General features: G+C 52.3%; 19 protein-coding genes, 2 tRNA genes and 2 pseudogenes. 12 read left to right on the forward strand and 11 right to left on the reverse strand.

Annotated elements, in window-relative coordinates; genetic code table 11:
• Positions 1–7 precede the first annotated feature (7 nt).
• The 6 genes and pseudogenes from ldtA to C813_RS31605 form a co-directional block, all read left to right on the forward strand.
• Complete coding sequence (gene ldtA / locus C813_RS31580) at positions 8–958, forward strand: L,D-transpeptidase (protein WP_017458420.1); 951 nt, start codon at positions 8–10, stop codon at positions 956–958.
• Between the two features lie 142 nt (positions 959–1,100).
• Positions 1,101–2,126, forward strand: coding sequence for an LLM class flavin-dependent oxidoreductase (locus tag C813_RS31585; RefSeq protein WP_017458419.1), 1,026 nt, complete (start codon positions 1,101–1,103; stop codon positions 2,124–2,126).
• Between the two features lie 186 nt (positions 2,127–2,312).
• Positions 2,313–2,789 carry a cold-shock protein gene (locus C813_RS31590; RefSeq protein ID WP_017458418.1) on the forward strand — a complete coding sequence of 159 codons (477 nt, stop codon included), beginning with the start codon at positions 2,313–2,315 and terminating at the stop codon, positions 2,787–2,789.
• A 4-nt stretch (positions 2,790–2,793) separates the two neighbouring features.
• Complete coding sequence (locus tag C813_RS31595) at positions 2,794–2,994, forward strand: hypothetical protein (protein WP_025263560.1); 201 nt, start codon at positions 2,794–2,796, stop codon at positions 2,992–2,994.
• A 34-nt stretch (positions 2,995–3,028) separates the two neighbouring features.
• Positions 3,029–3,568, forward strand: coding sequence for a DUF2058 domain-containing protein (locus C813_RS31600; protein ID WP_017458417.1), 540 nt, complete (start codon positions 3,029–3,031; stop codon positions 3,566–3,568).
• Positions 3,569–3,605: 37 nt separating this feature from the next.
• Positions 3,606–3,839 (forward strand): annotated as a pseudogene (locus C813_RS31605) (DUF2543 family protein); the annotation flags it as partial.
• Between the two features lie 108 nt (positions 3,840–3,947).
• Here the strand turns inward: C813_RS31605 and C813_RS31610 are convergent.
• Together C813_RS31610 and C813_RS31615 are read right to left on the reverse strand one after the other, a co-directional pair.
• On the reverse strand, positions 3,948–4,457 hold the full coding sequence (locus C813_RS31610) for a hypothetical protein (RefSeq protein WP_017458415.1): 510 nt from the start codon (positions 4,455–4,457) through the stop codon (positions 3,948–3,950).
• Between the two features lie 522 nt (positions 4,458–4,979).
• Complete coding sequence (locus C813_RS31615; protein ID WP_017458414.1) at positions 4,980–5,315, reverse strand: gamma-glutamylcyclotransferase family protein; 336 nt, start codon at positions 5,313–5,315, stop codon at positions 4,980–4,982.
• 434 nt (positions 5,316–5,749) lie between these two features.
• On the opposite strand from C813_RS31615, the gene C813_RS47305 reads away from it, so the two are divergent.
• The gene (locus C813_RS47305; RefSeq protein ID WP_017458413.1) at positions 5,750–5,905 is read left to right on the forward strand and encodes a hypothetical protein; all 156 of its coding nucleotides are present in this window, start codon (positions 5,750–5,752) and stop codon (positions 5,903–5,905) included.
• An 87-nt stretch (positions 5,906–5,992) separates the two neighbouring features.
• Complete coding sequence (locus C813_RS31620) at positions 5,993–7,201, forward strand: MFS transporter (protein WP_025263562.1); 1,209 nt, start codon at positions 5,993–5,995, stop codon at positions 7,199–7,201.
• Positions 7,202–7,308: 107 nt separating this feature from the next.
• Here C813_RS31620 and C813_RS31625 read toward each other — a convergent pair whose 3' ends face one another.
• Entirely contained in the window at positions 7,309–8,487 is a 1,179-nt protein-coding gene (locus C813_RS31625; protein WP_017458411.1) for a dienelactone hydrolase family protein, read from the reverse strand.
• Between the two features lie 302 nt (positions 8,488–8,789).
• Positions 8,790–8,865: transfer RNA gene (locus C813_RS31630), tRNA-Asn, on the reverse strand.
• Between the two features lie 6 nt (positions 8,866–8,871).
• Between C813_RS31630 and C813_RS47700 the strand changes: the two genes are divergently transcribed.
• The 3 genes from C813_RS47700 (at position 8,872) to C813_RS31640 (ending at position 10,663) form a co-directional block, all read left to right on the forward strand.
• Positions 8,872–9,030 carry a DUF5951 family protein gene (locus C813_RS47700; protein ID WP_404820049.1) on the forward strand — a complete coding sequence of 53 codons (159 nt, stop codon included), beginning with the start codon at positions 8,872–8,874 and terminating at the stop codon, positions 9,028–9,030.
• A 9-nt stretch (positions 9,031–9,039) separates the two neighbouring features.
• Entirely contained in the window at positions 9,040–10,506 is a 1,467-nt protein-coding gene (locus C813_RS31635; protein ID WP_096325403.1) for an EmmdR/YeeO family multidrug/toxin efflux MATE transporter, read from the forward strand.
• An 81-nt stretch (positions 10,507–10,587) separates the two neighbouring features.
• Positions 10,588–10,663, forward strand: a tRNA-Asn gene (locus C813_RS31640).
• A gap of 49 nt (positions 10,664–10,712) precedes the next feature.
• Here the strand turns inward: C813_RS31640 and C813_RS47640 are convergent.
• From C813_RS47640 to C813_RS31670, 7 genes and pseudogenes are all read right to left on the reverse strand, one after another.
• Positions 10,713–10,844 (reverse strand): hypothetical protein, encoded by a 132-nt coding sequence (locus C813_RS47640; protein WP_274519671.1) that lies wholly within the window; start codon positions 10,842–10,844, stop codon positions 10,713–10,715.
• Positions 10,845–10,903: 59 nt separating this feature from the next.
• Positions 10,904–12,682 carry an aminopeptidase P family protein gene (locus C813_RS31645; protein ID WP_017458409.1) on the reverse strand — a complete coding sequence of 593 codons (1,779 nt, stop codon included), beginning with the start codon at positions 12,680–12,682 and terminating at the stop codon, positions 10,904–10,906.
• A gap of 19 nt (positions 12,683–12,701) precedes the next feature.
• Entirely contained in the window at positions 12,702–14,156 is a 1,455-nt protein-coding gene (locus C813_RS31650; protein ID WP_017458408.1) for an AMP nucleosidase, read from the reverse strand.
• Between the two features lie 136 nt (positions 14,157–14,292).
• Positions 14,293–15,270, reverse strand: a complete 978-nt coding sequence (gene acuI, locus C813_RS31655) for an acrylyl-CoA reductase (NADPH) (RefSeq protein ID WP_017458407.1) — start codon at positions 15,268–15,270, stop codon at positions 14,293–14,295.
• A pseudogene (gene acuR / locus C813_RS31660) lies at positions 15,267–16,004 on the reverse strand (acrylate utilization transcriptional regulator AcuR). Before acuR ends, acuI begins: the two are co-directional and overlap by 4 nt.
• 146 nt (positions 16,005–16,150) lie before the next feature.
• A complete protein-coding gene (locus C813_RS31665) occupies positions 16,151–16,339 on the reverse strand; it encodes a YjfB family protein (RefSeq protein ID WP_017458405.1) in 189 nt (62 codons plus the stop codon).
• A 158-nt stretch (positions 16,340–16,497) separates the two neighbouring features.
• On the reverse strand, positions 16,498–16,986 hold the full coding sequence (locus C813_RS31670; RefSeq protein ID WP_017458404.1) for a GNAT family N-acetyltransferase: 489 nt from the start codon (positions 16,984–16,986) through the stop codon (positions 16,498–16,500).
• 96 nt (positions 16,987–17,082) lie between these two features.
• Between C813_RS31670 and C813_RS31675 the strand changes: the two genes are divergently transcribed.
• Positions 17,083–18,015: a LysR family transcriptional regulator gene (locus C813_RS31675; RefSeq protein ID WP_017458403.1), complete on the forward strand. Its 933-nt coding sequence runs from the start codon at positions 17,083–17,085 to the stop codon at positions 18,013–18,015.
• The last annotated feature ends 328 nt before the right edge of the window (positions 18,016–18,343 follow it).

Raw genomic sequence — 18,343 nt, forward strand, 5'->3', positions numbered from 1 at the left:
AAAGATGATGCGCTGCGTTAAACTGTTTTGCTGTTGTGTTGCTTTACTCTGTGCCCAGGGCGCGCAGGCCGTGAGCTATCCACTGCCGCCGGAAGGCAGCCGACTGGTGGGAAGCCCGCAAACTATCACCATTGCGCAGGGAAACACATTACCGCTGGAAGCGTTCGCCGCGAAGTACGGACAGGGGTTGAGTAATATGCTTGAAGCCAACCCGGATGCCGATCCCTTTTTACCTAAAGCTGGCTCGCAACTGGTCATTCCGCAGCAGGTGATCCTGCCCGCGACCGTCCGCGAAGGCATTGTGATTAACGTTGCGGAAATGCGCCTCTACTATTACCCGAAAGATTCGAATACCGTCGAGATCTTACCGATTGGCATCGGCCAGGCCGGACGCGAAACGCCGCGCAACTGGGTGACTGCGGTGGAACGCAAGCAGGAGGGGCCAACCTGGACACCCACGGCGAATACCCGAAAAGCGTACGAGAAAGAGGGGAAAACCTTACCTGCGTTTGTACCCGCCGGGCCGGATAACCCGATGGGGCTGTATGCCATTTATATCGGGAAGCTGTACGCCATTCATGGCACGAATGCGAATTTTGGTATTGGGCTGCGCGTTAGTCAGGGCTGTATCCGTTTGCGCAGCAATGACATTAAATACCTCTTCGACAATGTACCTGTGGGAACACGGGTACAGATTATCGACCAGCCGGTCAAAATAACCACCGAGCCGGATGGCAGTAGTTGGGTGGAAGTTCACGAACCGCTATCGCGCAATCGCGCCGAGTTTGAGTCCAGCAACAAAGTGCCGCTGCCTGCCACCCCGGTACTACATGCGCTGATGAAAGGCGAAGGCATTGATGCGAACCGTGCAAACCAGGAACTGGAGCGCCGTTCTGGTATGCCGGTAAATATTAGTGCGCCTGTGGTGAATCATCCGATTGATAAACAACCGCTATAGAATGGTTTATCAATAAATTTGAACCTTAAGGTTAAACAATCGGTATTTATTCTTCTCATGGAGTGCGTAGAGTAAAGGCAATTCTGGACGGGTAATGAACCCGTCTGCTGATTACCTCTCTGAACAGAAGGACAACGACGCCATGAAGAAGATCGGATTTTTGTCATTTGGTCACTGGACACCTTCGCCGCAATCGGCGACGCGTTCGGCGGCTGATACGCTGCTGCAATCCATCGATCTGGCGGTTGCCGCTGAAGAGCTTGGTGCGGACGGCGCGTATTTCCGTGTGCATCACTTTGCCCGCCAGCTCAGCTCACCTTTCCCGTTACTGGCCGCTATTGGCGCCAAAACGCACAAAATAGAGATTGGCACCGGCGTTATCGATATGCGCTATGAAAACCCGCTGTATATGGCAGAAGATGCCGGCGCGGCGGATTTGATTTCCGGCGGGCGTTTGCAACTGGGCATCAGCCGGGGTTCACCGGAACAGGTTGTTGATGGCTGGCGCTATTTTGGCTATCAGCCGGCGGAAGGCGAAACCGATGCGGATATGGCGCGCCATCATACACAAACGTTTCTTGATGTGCTGCGCGGCGAAGGGTTTGCCAAACCGAACCCGCAGCCAATGTTCCCGAACCCACCAGGCTTGCTGCGCCCGGAACCCTGGTCTGAAGGTTTGCGCGAACGTATCTGGTGGGGCGCAGGCTCAAATGCGACAGCGGTTTGGGCGGCAAAACTGGGGATGAACCTGCAAAGCTCCACGCTGAAAAATGATGAAACCGGCGAACCGTTCCATATCCAGCAGGCGCAGCAGATTCGTGCCTACCGTGAAGCCTGGAAAGCAGCAGGGCACTCGCGCACGCCGCGCGTCTCTGTCAGTCGCAGTATTTTTGCGCTGGTGGACGATCGTGACCGGGCTTACTTTGGTGGCAGTCGTGATGACAGCGATAAAATCGGCTTTCTTGATGAGAAAACCCGCGCTGTTTTTGGTCGCAGCTATGCAGCAGAACCGGATAAATTGATCGAACAGCTGAAAAAGGATGAGGCCATTGCCGAAGCGGATACGCTATTGCTGACGGTCCCGAATCAATTAGGCGTAGATTATAATGCGCACGTGATTGAGTCGATTCTTAAGCATGTCGCACCGGCGATGGGCTGGCGTGATTGATTTGAAATGCAGTTGAAAGCATAACCTCCTCCTCGTACGGCGCACTATAAAGCGCCGTACTCCGCTTTGCAGTGCGAAAATTTATCACCGACACTTAAGCCAAAGACATAGTCGGCGCAGGCATTGTGCTTTACACTGCGCGCAGCAAAAACAGAGCAAATGAACGATTAAGTAGGTAGTAAGGCGATGAACGGAAAGATCACAACCTGGTTTAAAGATAAAGGTTTTGGATTTATCAAAGATGAAAACGGGGAAAACCGTTACTTTCATGTGATTAAGGTCGCCAACCCTGAGTTGATTAAAAAAGATGCGGCGGTAACGTTCGAACCCACGACAAACAACAAAGGGTTGTCTGCTTATGCCGTGAAAGTGGTGCCGGATAGCAAATACATCTATATCGCAGGTGAACGAATTAAGCTCACTTCGATCAAATCTTATCTGGTGTATAGCGAAGAAGTTCCTGCCAATACCCGCATCGATAAAGACAATGCGGTGCTGTCCGTTGGCGCGTTGATGGGGAGTATCCGGCCGAAATCAGCCGCGAAGCCTGGCGAAATGCGCTCGCTAAAAAAACTGGCAATCACCACCTTTCAGGGAACAACCCTGATCTTCTCCGAAGACGAGATAGACGTGGATGCGACGGTTAAGCTGCTTAAAGTCTAAAAGCATGCAGATTGGTTTGCTGCCGAAACCGGCGTTTTATAAACCGCGTTTCGGCGTCATTGATTGTGCGCTGTGGTACCCGCTTTTCTGCTCAACCTACTCGGCCATGGCAATGGTTTCGCCCGTGGAGAGTGTGGAATGGCGAGCGCAATGTCTGCTCTACACAGGCTGCAATCTGGTCTCGCGGCAACAATTACAGCTATAATCCGACACATTGTTCAACCGGTTTACAGACGAAAATGACAAAACTCACCTTACAAGAACAGATGCTCAAAGCGGGATTAGTAACCAGTAAGAAAATGGCCAAAGTCCAGCGCACTGCTAAAAAATCACGCGTTCAGGCGCGTGAAGCAAGAGAAGCAGTGGAAGAGAATAAAAAAGCACAGCTTGAGCGCGATAAGCAGTTAAGCGAGCGACAAAAACAAGCTGCGTTATCGAAAGAATATAAAGCGCAGGTGAAACAACTTATTGAAATGAACAGGATCACCATTGCCAAAGGCAATATTGATTTTAATTTCACAGATAATAAGTTAATTAAAAAAATAACGGTGGATAAAAATACTCAGGCACAACTGATTAGCGGTCGTCTCGCCATTGCTCGTCTGGTTGTTGATGGCAAGGATGAGACTGAATACGCGATTATTCCTGCAATCGTAGCCGATAAAATCGCTCAGCGGGATGCGAACAGTATTGTATTAAACAGCGCGCTTAGTCAGGAAGATCAAGATGAAGATGATCCGTACGCTGATTTTAAAGTGCCTGATGATTTGATGTGGTAATAACTACTGCAAACGATCTCAACCCCCGGGGGAATGTATGAGTAACGAAGTACCGCTTAAATTTTATGACATCGTTGATGAGTATTCGACGGAAACCGAAAAAACGGTAAAAGAATCAGAACGTGATGCGCTGGCGCACTATTTTCAGCTACTGATCACCCGTTTGATGAATAACGAAGAAATCAGTGAAGAGGCTCAGCAAGAGATGGCCACTGAAGCGGGTATCGACGCGCTGCGTATTGATGAGATTGCGACATTTCTGAATCAGTGGGCAACGAGTAATCTCTGTTACTGTGATTCCCGAAAGCGCGAAAGTGCATTTTTATGTCCGCTCGCCGCAGGAAGCGGACATCGCAACTCTCCCCGAACGCGCAAAACATCAGTAGAGGATATTTGCCATCGCTTTGTACCGTTCAGGTAACGCGCTGTTCAATGCCAGGATTTTCTCAAGAATAGAGAATGTCGGTGCTCTTTTAGCGCGTTCGCTGTCGACAATCGCGGAACGTATTATCGCCGCTGCCGTAGAAATGTTGTTAAAATATTCTTCCGATTCCGCAGTTTGTAATTCGCCCGAAACAGCGTAACGGACAATCGGCCACTCTGTAAAATCAATTAACGGGAACGCTTCTTTATCGGATGAGATGTTGGCTAATAACATTTCTTCTGCTTTTTTATCATCTTTTTTTGCAGTTGAAAGTAGCTGTAAGCGATATTTTATTTTAGACAGAACATCATCATTCACTTTTTCTGACGAGAGTGCTGCAATAAAAGCGGATAACTCATCCTCAGGCGGGCTGTGATCATAATGCGTCTTACGCTGGGCTTCAGAAAGAGGCTGATTATTGTTTGAAGCGATTTCAATTAAATAATTTAAAATTTCTAAAGTCATTTTCTCTGCCTTATGAATTTTTTGCGCAGTCTGGGTTGGCGATAATGCAATAGTGCTGACAGCTTTTTATCGCTGTTAATAAAGCCCGTGCCGAAAATAACGCATGGCATGCCAGCCTATGAAAGGCGCTGTAGATTAACGTTTTTAAAACGTCACTCAGATCCTGTTTCATATTTAAATAGCATCGCTCAATCAGGCTTACGCGTGAGTATCATTGATGGTGTGTCGTTTGAAAAACGAAAAATTGTACGGCCTGGTGTGAGTTCAACTCAACATGGTTAACAACGATGATTTTTTTCTGCTGACGTTAGTCTCGCCCACAGCGAGAGGCAGTATCACCGGCATTGACTGTTTGCTTTTCTTCATAGACGTCCCGGTATGTCGCAAACCGTCAGCGTTTGCGGCTTAACGGTTAACGAGCCACAAACCCAGCAAAAGAGGGGCCTTATTCAGCAGAAAGGTTCAGCAGAGCGGCCTCAGGCATGCTGCATTTTGTGATGAAGGCTGTTAATTACAGCGATGCTATGCTTTTTCCTGTGGTTGCAGTTGATAAATCCATGCCGTCACATGCTTGCCGTCGAGCGTGGTCACATCCACCAGAACACGATCGTAGCCCTCTTCGAATTCGTCCAGCAACGGCCAGTGCGTCACCAGATTAGCGGATACAAACAGGTAACCATTAACCCGGGGACCGTCTTTATCCAGCACAATACCGGGGAAATCGGCGGCGGCTCCCCAGCCAAATTCATAAAATGTTCCCGTAACGTAACCCGGCAGCCACTCTCCGCCGATAGTTTCCAGAATATAGGCATTCGAATGACCGGGGCGAAGCGTACCATAAACAAATAATGATTCCATTTTTCCTCATCATCTAACGCAATGAATAACCAGCAGAATGATCATCAACATACGTTTAAGCGCTGCGGTTCGCAACTGGCTGGAATCGGGTAAGCGGTTGTGACATGCCGGGGAAGTGTTCAGGATAATTACCGGGATTGAGAATGTACTTACTGATAACCCCATGATTTATGATTCACTGAGCAACCGGTCTTCATTATTGCGGCTCAAAACATGCGGTCGGGCAGTTTTCAAACCAGCCGGTAATTAATCAGGTGAGACCGAAAGCATCAATTTCAATCAGTGGTTTCGCTGAAAACACGCCATGATGGCCTGTTTTAATGAGATGCCAGAGAACCGGCTGAGCGGAATGTTATTTCCATCGGCGGTATGCATATCCCACGGCGGGAGTTGTCCGCACGTATCGCAGAACTCCTTCAGGATCAACTGATAGTGTGTTATTGCAAATCCGGAGCCGCAACAAACGCGCTATCCTGTTTTTACTGGATCAGGGATTTACCCACGTTGTTAACCTCACCGGTGGAATTATGGGGCTGACACAAAGCGAAAAGCAAAATTTGCGCGAATGGGATGGGTTGTATGAACGTTGATGTGTTGATGCGTCTTGGCTCTCGTTTCTTCTTATTGCAAACGGGCACATCGCTGGGCATGGTGTCGGGCATATTTTCCGACTGGCTATGGCCTGGTGGTGCCTGCAAGTCACGCACTCGGCAGTCGCTTTTTCCTCACTCATTGCCATATCCGTGGCGGCAGAGATTTACCTTAAACCGTTTCTGGCGTCATTTGGCGATAGCTTCAATCGCATCAAATTTATCATTGCCTGTCAGTTCGCTGTTTTAGGGATCATCGCATTATTCTGCCTGGCAATTTATCTGGGATATTTCAACCTGGCGGCTATCGCCTCGGGACTCGTGGTGATGAGCGCTATCTCATCTGTGCGTGAACCAACGATTATGGGGCTAATTCCCGATCTTGTTGCAGAAGGGGAAGTGACGCAGGCTATATCGCACCGCTCGACCATCAATTCCATAATCATGTTGACAGGTCCGGTGATTGCCGCTTTGCTTATTTCGATTTTTTCCGCTGGAGTTGCGCTGTATATTTCTGCACTGGTTTATGTATTGTCCTGCATCGCATTTATTATTTTATTGTTTAAATATGATGTGGACGCCGTTTCAACGGGCGAAAAGGAGACATGGTTTCATAAAACGAAAGGGGCATTTAAAGCGATCTATCATGTTAAATCTGAGTTTCATATTGCATTGGTCTCCTCTGTCATTAATTTTACGATGTTTCCTTTCTTTTCCGTGACGATACCGTACTGGATCAACACTGAATTAAAGCTTCCCGCTACCTATCTTGGCGCATTCGAATTCTCATTTGCTTTGGGATTGATTGTTAGCAGCCTTTACATTAACGCTCTCATAAGAGAATGGGCGGGGCGGCTTAATAATGTTCTATTTGGCTTTATCCTGTTGGGCTGCAGCGTCATGGCAATTGTCTTGATGGGAAATATCTATATGGCTATTGCGCTGGCGTTTTTCTGCGGTATGGCGTTTATTTTTATTAATGTCAACCTCAGTACGCTGCGCTCAATGGCAACACCACGTAATTACCGAACAAGAATGAGCGCCATGGCAGGCTTTTTATCCAGTCTGGCGAACCCTTTTGGCGTGGCTATTGCTGGCTGGTATATCAGTTTGTTGGGGGTGGTTCCGTTTACTGTTATTTCCGGTGCCGTTGTGGTGTTAATTGCCCCTGTAATTCTGTGTTCTTTTCATTTGCGTCGGGCCCTTTCACTTGATGAAGTTGAAATGAAAGGGTATTACGAAAAAACCTATCCGGCAGCATTTTATAAACGTAGACAACATGAAGAGGAAGCATAAACAATATTCAATAGAAGCGCTTTCAAGTTATGACCAGACGTCGCATGGGTTGCCGGGCTGGCACCCCATGCTAAATGCGTTTTTCCTGCGTCTGGTTTCTATTGGGCCTAAGGCGTCTTTCCGGTGACGACACGGTTATTAATGGCGTACACCGTGCATTTGGCCGCGCCCGGACGCTGCTCCTGTTGACAGATGCTTAGCGCTGTTTCTGCGGCTTGATGGCTGTTCCTGGCCCAGTATGCGGCGCCCCAGTCGCCGTCCTCGTCCGTGGCAAAGGCTTTTTCATAGCGTTGTGTTGCGGCATATGCTGAGAAGGCTTTTTTCCCGGCGGCATTGAGGGCGGGCGGTGCCACCAGGTGCGTTTCGGGCAGAGCCACAGCTTCGCCGGTCGGTAAATGCTGCTGTTTTAGAAATGCTGCCACCGTCTGCCACCAGAAATTCTCCGGCGCTGAATCCATAAAGACATGTCCGTTATTGCCGAAGGCCGGCATCGTGATGAAATGTGCCGTGTGGCCTCCCTGTTGATAGGCATCGAACATCTCTTTGCCCATTGATGGCGGGAAGGATTTATCATTTTTCGCATACAGCCACAGGGACGGGATCTGCGCTGTTTTCCCGTAACGTGCGTAAGCTTGCAGCAGACCAGCTTTATCGCAGAGTGATTTCCCGTCAATCGCGCCCCTTCCGCCGTCGAAATTGATCACCGCTTTAACGCCTGGTGGATTAGCTGCGCCAGTAGCAATTACCGCAAAACCACCTGCGGACATCCCGGCAAGGATCGCGTTATCGGCTGCGGCCCACGGCTGGCGGCGCACGGCATCGAGGGCGGCGAGCAAGTTACGAGTATCCTGCTCTCCGGCCCGCAGGTGTAAAGGTTGCGCGCAGGAGCCATCGGCATACTCCGCCGCACCGCTTGATTGTCCGTAGCCCTGACGCAGGACCACCACCGCTGCATAACCGTGGCGTGCAAAGGCGATAGCCGTTGCGGCATAACGGTTCGGGTTGATTATCCAGCGATCAAATTCAGCAGTGCCAACGGTTCCATTCGTGATTAACACCACGGGCAAAGGCGTTTGGCTGGCCATGCGTGTCACAAAGGCATCCAGCACGGCCGGCTGACCATTATCTAAGGTGACCGCCAGCAAAAGCGGCTCTCTTATCAGCCCGTCAATCTGTTGGTATTCGGGGGCTTGCCCCACCACATCTGCATGACCTGAGGCAGTAAAAAGAAGGAGTGCGGTGGCGAAAAGGCGTTTTGCCAGACGAGTCGTAAAACGGTTGCGCATGGTGGTTAACCCTTAAATGTTTGTCCCTGATAGACGCGGCGTGACCGGCGAGCAACTTTACCTGGCTGGCTGGTCACGCGTTTTTGTATTTCATGTGGCGCGGTATTGATTACGCATGTCTATGATTTCTGCAAGCAGCGATCAGAGCATTAAGGTAAGCAAACATTTTCAATGGATTAGGTAACAGATTCAGCTTGATACTGAAGACGCAGAAAGGGGGGGCTGCAAGGGAAAAACCTATCGCTATGCTTAGCGGAGCGATAAAAGCAAAAAGCCTGCTTAAAAGCAGGCTTTTTAAAATTTGGCTCCTCTGACTGGACTCGAACCAGTGACATACGGATTAACAGTCCGCCGTTCTACCGACTGAACTACAGAGGAATCGTTGTGGAGGCTTATCTTAGCGGCGAAAAATCTTTTGTCAAACCTCATTTCTCGCAGGGTGTTCTGACTGCTGAATCCATCGACAATTTGGGTTCGTTATCATCGTTTTCTGCGGAAATGCTTTGCAGGATCAGGGTTTCTCCCCCATCATTTGAAATGTGATTTCACCTTTTGCGGCTAAGGACCAATTTGAACGTCGTTACTCCTCTTCGTCAGGCTGTCATGCGCACGCCGTGGTACAGAAAGCGTAAAAGCTACCGTGTTTTATTCTGGCGAGAAATCACCCCCCTTGCCGTACCTATCTTCCTCGAAAACACCTGTGTGCTGATGATGGGCGTGCTCAGCACCTTCCTCGTAAGCTGGCTGGGCAAAGAGGCGATGGCGGGTGTTGGCCTTGCCGACAGTTTTAACATGGTGGTGATGTCGTTTTTCGCGGCTATCGACCTGGGAACCACGGTGGTGGTGGCCTTCAGCCTCGGTAAGCTGGACGGCGAGCGGGCGAGGGCGGCGACGCGTCAGTCGCTGGTGATCATGACCCTGTTTTCGATCGTGCTGGCGGCGGTGATCCACTACTACGGTACGGAAATTATCGATTTTATCGCCGGGGCGGCAACGGCGGAGGTCAAAGCGCTGGCGCTGACCTACCTTGAACTGACGGTTCTCAGCTATCCGGCTGCGGCCATTGCGCTGATTGGCAGCGGTGCGCTGCGCGGTGCGGGCAATACCAAAATCCCGCTGCTGATTAACGGCGGCATGAATATCCTCAACATTCTTATCAGCAGCGTGCTGATCTACGGCCTCTTCGGCTGGAAAGGGATGGGCTTTGCCGGGGCAGGGCTGGGGCTGACCATTTCTCGCTATATTGGCGCGGTGGCGATTATCTGGGTGCTGATGATTGGCTTTAACCCGGCGCTGCGTATTCCGCTAAAAAGTTATTTCGAAAAGCTCAACTTCGGCATCATCTGGGAAGTGATGGGCATTGGTATTCCTGCCAGTATTGAATCGGTGCTGTTTAATGGCGGCAAACTGCTGACGCAAATGTTCGTTGCCGGAATGGGCACCAACGTTATCGCCGGTAACTTTATTGCTTTCTCCGTAGCAGCGCTGATCAACCTGCCAGGCAACGCGCTGGGTTCCGCCTCCACGATTATCACCGGTAAACGGCTAGGCAAAGGGCAGATAAGCCAGGCTGAGCGCCAGTTGCGCCATGTATTCTGGCTCTCGACGCTGTTGCTGACGGTGCTTGCCTGGGGAACCGCGCCGTTTGCCGGGCTTTTCGCCTCGTTTTACACCCAGGAAGAGGATGTAAAAGAGGTGGTTAAAGTGCTTCTCTGGCTTAACGCGGCGTTTATGCCTATCTGGGCGGCATCGTGGGTGCTGCCTGCTGGGCTGAAAGGCGCACGCGACGCCCGTTTTGCCATGTGGGTGTCAATGCTGGGAATGTGGGGCTGTCGCGTTGTCGCCGGTTACACCCTGGGGATTATGCTCGGTATGGGCGTGGTCGGTGTCTGGCTCGGGATGTTCCTTGACTGGGCGGTGCGCGGCGCGCTGTTTTACTGGCGTATGGTCAGCGGACGTTGGCTGTGGAAGTACCCGAAGCCGCAAAAAAGCACCATTTCTGCACAGAATGGAGAATAATTCGGCAAACGCGCCAAAATGTGAAAATCAGGCTTTGACAAGGGCCAGGGGCATCGCTAATATTCGCCCCGTTCACACGATTCCTCTGTAGTTCAGTCGGTAGAACGGCGGACTGTTAATCCGTATGTCACTGGTTCGAGTCCAGTCAGAGGAGCCAGATTTAAAAAAAGCCTGCTTTTAAGCAGGCTTTTTGCTTTTCTGCGTTCTCACATCCCGGCGCTTAGCGCTTTTCCGTGTGTGAATTTCTCTTTGAAGCAGCAATACATCGCGATGACAAAGGCTATTGGCATCGTCAGTTCGGGCATCGATAAGCTGGCAAAGAAACGCTGAAGAGTCATTACGCCTGCACTTATTAAAATAAAACCCGCCGCAGCGGGTTTGTAAATGAACCGAACGCTTAGCTTGCCTGCACGCGCAGCGGGGCAGTGGCGGCAAACAGCCACGCGCGTGCGTCGTCATCAACCCGCGGCGACAGGGTGTCGCGCACCTGCTGGTGATAGTCATCCAGCCACTGCTGCTCCTGTTCGCTAAGCAGGCTCCACTCCACCTGGCTTAAATCAATGGGAATAAGCGTCAGCGAAGCAAAGCGACAGAACCCCGGCTGGCTTTCCACCACTTCAACCTGGTTTTCGATACGAATGCCGTAGTTGTCCGCTAAATAGTAACCCGGCTCAATAGTCATGATGTTGCCCGCCGACAGCGGCCACGGATTGACCTTTTTCGCAATGCGCTGCGGCTGCTCGTGGATCAACAACTGATGACCAACGCCGTGCCCGGTGCCGTGATCGAAATCCAGCCCCAAATCCCACAGCGCCCGGCGGGCAAACGCATCCAGTTGGTGGCCGTGCGTACCAGCAGGAAATTGCAGGGTGAACATCGATAAAAAGCCTTTCAGCACGGCGGTGTAATGCAACCGCTGCTGAGCATTGAGAGTGCCAAACGACAGCGTACGCGTCGCGTCAGTGGTGCCGTTTTGGTACTGACCGCCGGAATCATTCAAATAGAAGTTGGCGCTGGTGATGGCTTTGTTGGTTTTTTCGCTGCTGTGGTAATGGCACATCGCCGCATTGCTGGCGGAGGCTGAAATGGTGCTGAAACTCTGTTCAATAAAACCGGGCTGCCGCTGACGGAATGTCAGCTGTTTTTGCTGCGCTTCCAGTTCGGTTACCGGGTTACCCGCCGCTTCACGGGCGGGCACTTCACGCGCCAGCCAGGCGAGGAAATTAACCCACGCCGCGCCATCCTGCTGGTGGCTTTCACGGTAGCCTGCCAGTTCGGTGGCGTTTTTATGCGCTTTGATAAAGGTAATAGGATCGGCACTCCATAGCACCTCGCCACCCTGTTGTTCAATCGCGAAACGCAGCGCCACTGGCGCGAAATCACCATCAAGCAGGATGCGTTTCCCGGCGGCGATTTGCTGGCAACGCGGCAGGAAATCTTCGAAATCATGCAGCGTCAGCGCTGAGGTGAGCTGCGCAGATAAACCAGTGGTTTTCTGCGGGTTCACAAACCACTCGACGTCTCCCTCGCGGCTAAGCAGGGCAAATGAGTGCGCCACCGGGTTCATTGCAATGTCTGAACCTCGAATATTCAGCAGCCAGGCGATGTTATCCGGCAGCGTGATCGCCAGGTAATCCGCCCCTTTTTCCGCCAGCACCCGCGCGATGCGTGCGCGTTTATCGGCACTACTTTCACCGCTTATCGCCAGCGGCATTTCACGGATCGCGCCGCACGGTGCCGCCGGGCGATCGGTCCAGATGGCATCGAACGGATCGCTATCCAGCGCCACCAGTTCACAGTGCGTGGCGTTCAGCGCCTGAAACTGGCTGTTGACCATCAACAGCGGCTCAAAACCGATGCGGCTGCCCGCAGGCAATGAAGCGTTTAACCACAGATCCAGCGGCTCGTTGTGCAAATGGTGGATCGCAAAATCATGGAGATCGACTTCGCTGCGTACCTGTACCTGGTAGCGGCCATCCACGAACAGCAGCGCCTTATCGCGCAGCACCAGCGCCAGCCCGGCAGAACCGGTAAAGCCCGTGAGCCACTGGAGTTTATTGTCATGTGGCGCACAGTCTTCGCTCTGGTGCGCATCGGCGCGCGGAACAATCATACCGTCAAGCTCCAGGGCGACCAGCCGATCGCGTAACGCTTGTAACGGTGTTGGGGTTTGCATGGTTAATCCTTTTTAATTGTTATCTGAATGGTGGTTCGTTAAAGGTGCGCAATTTACGCGAGTGCAGGCGATCGCCCTCTGCGCGGAGCAGGTCGATGGCGCGGATGCCAATTTGCAAATGCTCGGAAATCGCCCCTTCGTAAAAACGGTTGGCCTGGCCGGGAAGTTTGATCTCGCCGTGCAGCGGTTTATCCGACACGCAGAGCAGGGTGCCATACGGCACGCGGAAGCGATAACCCTGGGCGGCAATAGTGGCGCTTTCCATATCAATCGCCACCGCGCGGCTTAAGTTAAAGCGCAGTGAGGAGGCGGAATAACGCAACTCCCAGTTGCGATCGTCGGTGGTGACCACCGTGCCGGTACGCAGACGCTGTTTGACCTCCTCACCCGGCATGTCGCTCACCTCTTTGGTCGCGTCATACAGCGCACGTTGCACTTCAGCGATGCTCGGGATGGGAATATCCGGCGGCAGTACGGCGTCCAGCACGTGGTCATCGCGCAGGTAGGCATGCGCCAGCACGTAATCGCCAATCGACTGGCTTTCACGCAGGCCGCCGCAGTGACCAATCATCAGCCACACATCCGGGCGCAGCACGGCCAGATGATCGCAAATCGTTTTCGCGTTCGACGGGCCAACACCAATGTTAATCAGCGTAATACCCTGACCGTCAGCGGTGACGAGGTGCCAGGCTGGCATCTGGTGTTTTTTCCACGCCAGGTCGGAAATGGCCTGCTCCGGCGCTTCCGTATCGGCAGTGATCCAGTTGCCGCCCGCGCAGGAGAGTGCGACGTAAGGGCTGTCCGGGTTGAGGATCTCATTACAGCCCCAGCGCACGAACTCGTCGACATAACGCGTGTAGTTGGTGAACAACACAAACGGCTGGAAATGTTCAACCGGCGTGCCGGTGTAGTGGCGCAGCCGCGCCAGCGAGAAATCCACGCGGCGCGCATCAAAATGGGAAAGCGGGTAAAGCTCGGTCGGGTGGAACAGTCCATCGGCGGTTTCATCACCAATCTGCGCCAGTTCGGTAGTGGGAAAATGGCGCGTTAAGCCCGCGCTCATTGATCTGTCGAGCGTCAGCTCCGAACCGTCAATCACGTAAGGGTACGGGATTTCATGCGCCGATAACCCCACCTCAATGTTCGCGCCATAGTCCTGACACAGCAGTGTTAATTGTTCGAGTAAATAGGGACGAAACAGCGAAGGGCGGGTGATGGTGGTGGTGTAACAGCCCGAATGGGTAAAGCGGGCGTAGGCACGGGTTTTCGGTGGGTTCGTCGCGCTGCCATTCCAGCTTACGGATAACTGCGGATAGACGAATAACCCTTGTGCGCGGGCTTCGGTATCGGGAAGCTGGCCGTCGTCAATATAGCGAGCGATCGCCTGACGAAGGGCCTCAACGGAACGGTCATACAGCGCTTCAAGTTGATCCAGCGCTTGTTCCGGGGTCAGATTTGCACCCTTATTATTCATCTTTATCTCCTTATCTGCTCTACGGCTGTAGCCGATAGTATGTCACAGGAATGTGAAACGAAAGCAGTGCGCAACGGGATTCGGAGGAAACGGATGAGGGAACGATCCGGCGCGACAGCCCGCGCCGGAAGACGAATTAGCCGCTGATTTTCACCAGTGTACGACCCTGGATTTTATTACTCAGAAAATCGGCAGCGGTTGCCGGAGCCTGTTCCAGCGTAATCTCGGTTGCGGCCTGCTGGTAGTAACTTTCTGGCAACGTACGTGCGAGATTTTCCCACACTGCACTGCGCTGCGCGGTTGGCACCATCACGGAATCCACGCCTTGCAAACGGACGTTTCGCAGAATAAACGGCATCACGGTGGTCGGCAGTTCAAAACCGCCTGCCAGACCGCATGCGGCAACGCAGCCGCCGTAGTTCATCTGCGCCAGCACTTTGGCCAATACGTGGTTGCCAACGGTATCGATCGCACCGGCCCACAACTGTTTTTCCAGCGGGCGGGTCTGTTCAAAATCGCTGCGCGGCAGGATCTCATCGGCGCCCAGCTTACGCAGAAAATCATGGGTCGATTCGCGTCCGGTCACGGCAGCAACAGTGTAGCCCAGCGCTTTCAGCAGCACGACAGCGGTACTGCCGACGCCGCCGCTGGCACCGGTGACCAACACGGAACCATCCTGCGGTTTAATCCCTGCATTCTGTAGCGCCATGACGCACAGCATGGCGGTAAAACCGGCGGTGCCAATGATCATCGCATTGCGCGCACTTAACCCTTCCGGCAGCGCAACCAGCCAGTCGCCTTTTACGCAAGCCTGCGCGGCAAGGCCGCCCCAGTGGTTTTCGCCCACGCCCCAGCCAGTGAGGATCACGGCCTGGCCGGGAGCAAAGCGTGCATCGCGGCTTTCGCTCACGCGACCGCAAAAATCAATACCCGGCACCATCGGGAACTGGCGAATGATTTTGCCTTTCCCGGTGATAGCCAGCGCGTCTTTGTAGTTGAGGCTGGACCAGTCAATATCGACCCGAACGTCGCCTTCACCCAGTGCGGGCAGGGCTATCTCTTTCACTTCCGCCAGGGTTTTATTCTCATTCTGTTCCAGAACTAATGCTTTCATGACTGCGTTTTCCTCGTCGGATGAGGTGTATTTTCGGCGTTTACGCCGTCCTGTGCAGATGCTCCATCCCCCGTCATGCTTCACGCAGCAGGGGCGGTTGTTATGCTGTGGTGGAAAAATTGCCAGTACTGATCCAGCGGCTCGACGGAGCGGAACAGCTTGGCGCGCATTACTGCACCTTCCCAGCCGGACCAGAACACACAGGCCAGCTCGCGGCTTGCGATGTCTGGCGGTAGTTCGCCGCAGGTTTTTGCTTCATCCAGACACGCTGCGACGCGCCTTTCCCAGTCGGCGAGGATCGCTTTCAGGCGCTCAGGGAAGGCTTCCGGTAACAATGGCGTTTCCTGTAACAGGTTGCCCACCAGGCAACCACGGCGGAAGGCGTATTTCGCCATTCCCTGGCCCGCGTGATGCACAAAGGCAGCTATGCGTTGCAGCGGGGGGCGTTGGGTATCGCCTAAAAATTTATCCAGTTTATGGGCGAAAAAGTCGCCATAAGCGTCGAGCACCGCCATGCCAAATTCCTGCTTACTTTTAAAGCAGTGATAAAACGAGCCTTTCGGCACCGCGATATTTTTGATCACCGCATCAATGCCCGCCGACAGATAGCCGGTTTCCGTTAGCACTTCCAGACCCGAACGAATCAGCTCCTGGCGGGTATCGGTAAAGTCGCGATCGACTTTTGGCGGCCGTCCACGGCGGGGTTTTTGCAGTGCTGCTGTTTCGCCATTCATAATTTAGACCGATTGGTTTTAATTCGGCAGAGGCTACGCCGATTTAACATTTCTGGCAAGCGAAGAAACAAAAAAGCCCGCACGAGGCGGGCTTGCAAACGTTGCCGGTTGGCGCTGTTACTGCAAACGCCAGCGGACAAAATGGCTTAAGCGGTGGTATTGATATTACGACCGATTGCCGGGTTGGAAGGTAACTGCGGGATCTGCTGAATCAAGTCGCTGGCGATGGTTTTCTGCGTATCGAGCGCTTTTTTCAGCACCAGCGTATTGACTTGATTATCAAGCTGATAAGAGTCAAGGCTGCTGGCTAATGATGCAATTTGTATCGGATCCATGCTGTAAATCCTTTATTGTAGAAAAAACAACCAGAGAACAGCTATGAGTATAGCTGCACAGTTTTTATCGGCAGTAAGCGCTGGATCTTTAAGCGAGGCGTGAGGCGAAGCTGATGATGAATAAGCGAAAACCCGCCGTAGCGGGTTAATGAAAAAGATTACGTGCGCGGGCTTTCGGCAAATTTCAGCAGGGCATCGCCATCCAGCCGGTAACGCACCCATTCACTTTGCGCCCGCGCGCCGATGCTCTGGTAAAAATCAATGGCCGGCTGGTTCCAGTCGAGCACGCTCCACTCCAGACGACCGCAGCGGCGCTCAACGGCGCACTGCGCAATCTTTTGCAGAATCGCTTTTCCGGCACCATTACCGCGAAAATCCGGGGAAACATAGAGATCTTCCATATAAATGCCGTTGCGACCAAGCCAGGTTGAATAACTGGTGAAGAAAACCGCATAGCCAACGGCTTTGCCTTCGATCTCACAGATTAAGGCTTCCGTTTTGCTCATTGCGCCAAACAGGGTTTCGCGGATTTCATCTGCTGTGGTGATCACTTCTTCAGGCGCTTTTTCATACACCGCCAGTTCATAAATCATCGCAAAAATGGCGTTTGCGTCAGTCGGGCGGGCCGGGCGGATGGTAATGCTCATTGCTGTTCCTGTTGTTTTTACCGGAGGTTCAAAATTGATGGCCGTCAGCATAAGCGGTATTGTGCAAAGAATTAAGTGCAATGAAATCACTACTCAATGAATATTATGCATCCAACGTTACGACGTCTTGATCTCAACCTGTTACCTGTTTTCGACGCGGTCTACCGCCACCGTTCTGTGCGCCAGGCGGCAGAAGAACTGGCGATGAGCACATCTGCGCTCAGCCACGCGCTCTCAAGGCTACGTGTAACGCTCAACGACCCGTTATTTTTCCGGGAAGGGCACCTTATGTGCCCAAGCGTCTATGCCAGCCAACTTGCGCCCGCGATCGCGTCGGCCTTAGCGCATCTGAACCATGAACTCACCCCGCAAGCGGAATTTAATCCCGCGACGACCACAGACTGCTTGCAGGTCGCCATCACTGATTTCACCGCGTTTAGTATTTTTTCCGCGCTGATGGCTGAATTGCAGCACACCGCACCCGGCCTGCGTTTTGAGTTTCGCTATTTGCCCCATAGCCCGGCGCTCAATGAGCTACTGGCAGGAGAAGTGGATTTCGCGCTGGGGTTTAGCGCGCCGCAGGATAGTCATTACGCGGAACTGGACGAGATCGACTGGTTTACCGATGAATATGTCGTTATCAGTAATCAACACAGGCAACAGTTAACGCTGGACGATTACCTTGCCGCGCGCCACCTGGTGGTGACGCCGTGGAATGAAAGCAAAGGCGTGCTGGATTGTGAACTCGAACGTCTGGGTTATACACGACAGGTGGCGATAAAAACGCCCTCGATGCTCAGCGCGCCTTTTATTATCGCCGACAGCGATCTGCTGATGGCGCTTCCGCGTTCGGCAGCGGAAAAGTTTAAGCAGGCGGCAAGGATCACCATTTTTGCACTGCCTTTTACGGTTGCCCCGTTTGAGGTGAAGATTTATTCCCATAAACGCAGCGGCAAGCGAGGAGCGGCACAGTGGTTGCAGAAGGTATTGAAAGCACTGTCGCATACGCAAACCACGCGCAACACGTAAAGCCTGCCCGTAAGCCAGACTCTGCGTGGGGCGTACAAAAACGGCGATGTTTCGTTAGTAAATGCTGCGGGATTGCCGTTACCTCCCTGTGTTGCCTTCGCGCATGAGTGTGACGGCGTTCTTATTTATTAATAAGACTTTCACCGGATAAATTAACCTGCCAAAAATAACACTCTATTTATTAATCAGTTACTTTTTCATAACCTTAAAACGGTTAAGTTGTGAAAGATATACAACTTCTATCGATTAACTCGTTTTTTTTTATTTCCGATATAGAGATAAGGCGCGGTTCGAACGCCCGAAGCCGATGCTGTACCCGCCATATAAA

Origin of the sequence: Kosakonia sacchari SP1 (assembly GCF_000300455.3) — a bacterium.
Taxonomy (GTDB): domain Bacteria; phylum Pseudomonadota; class Gammaproteobacteria; order Enterobacterales; family Enterobacteriaceae; genus Kosakonia; species Kosakonia sacchari.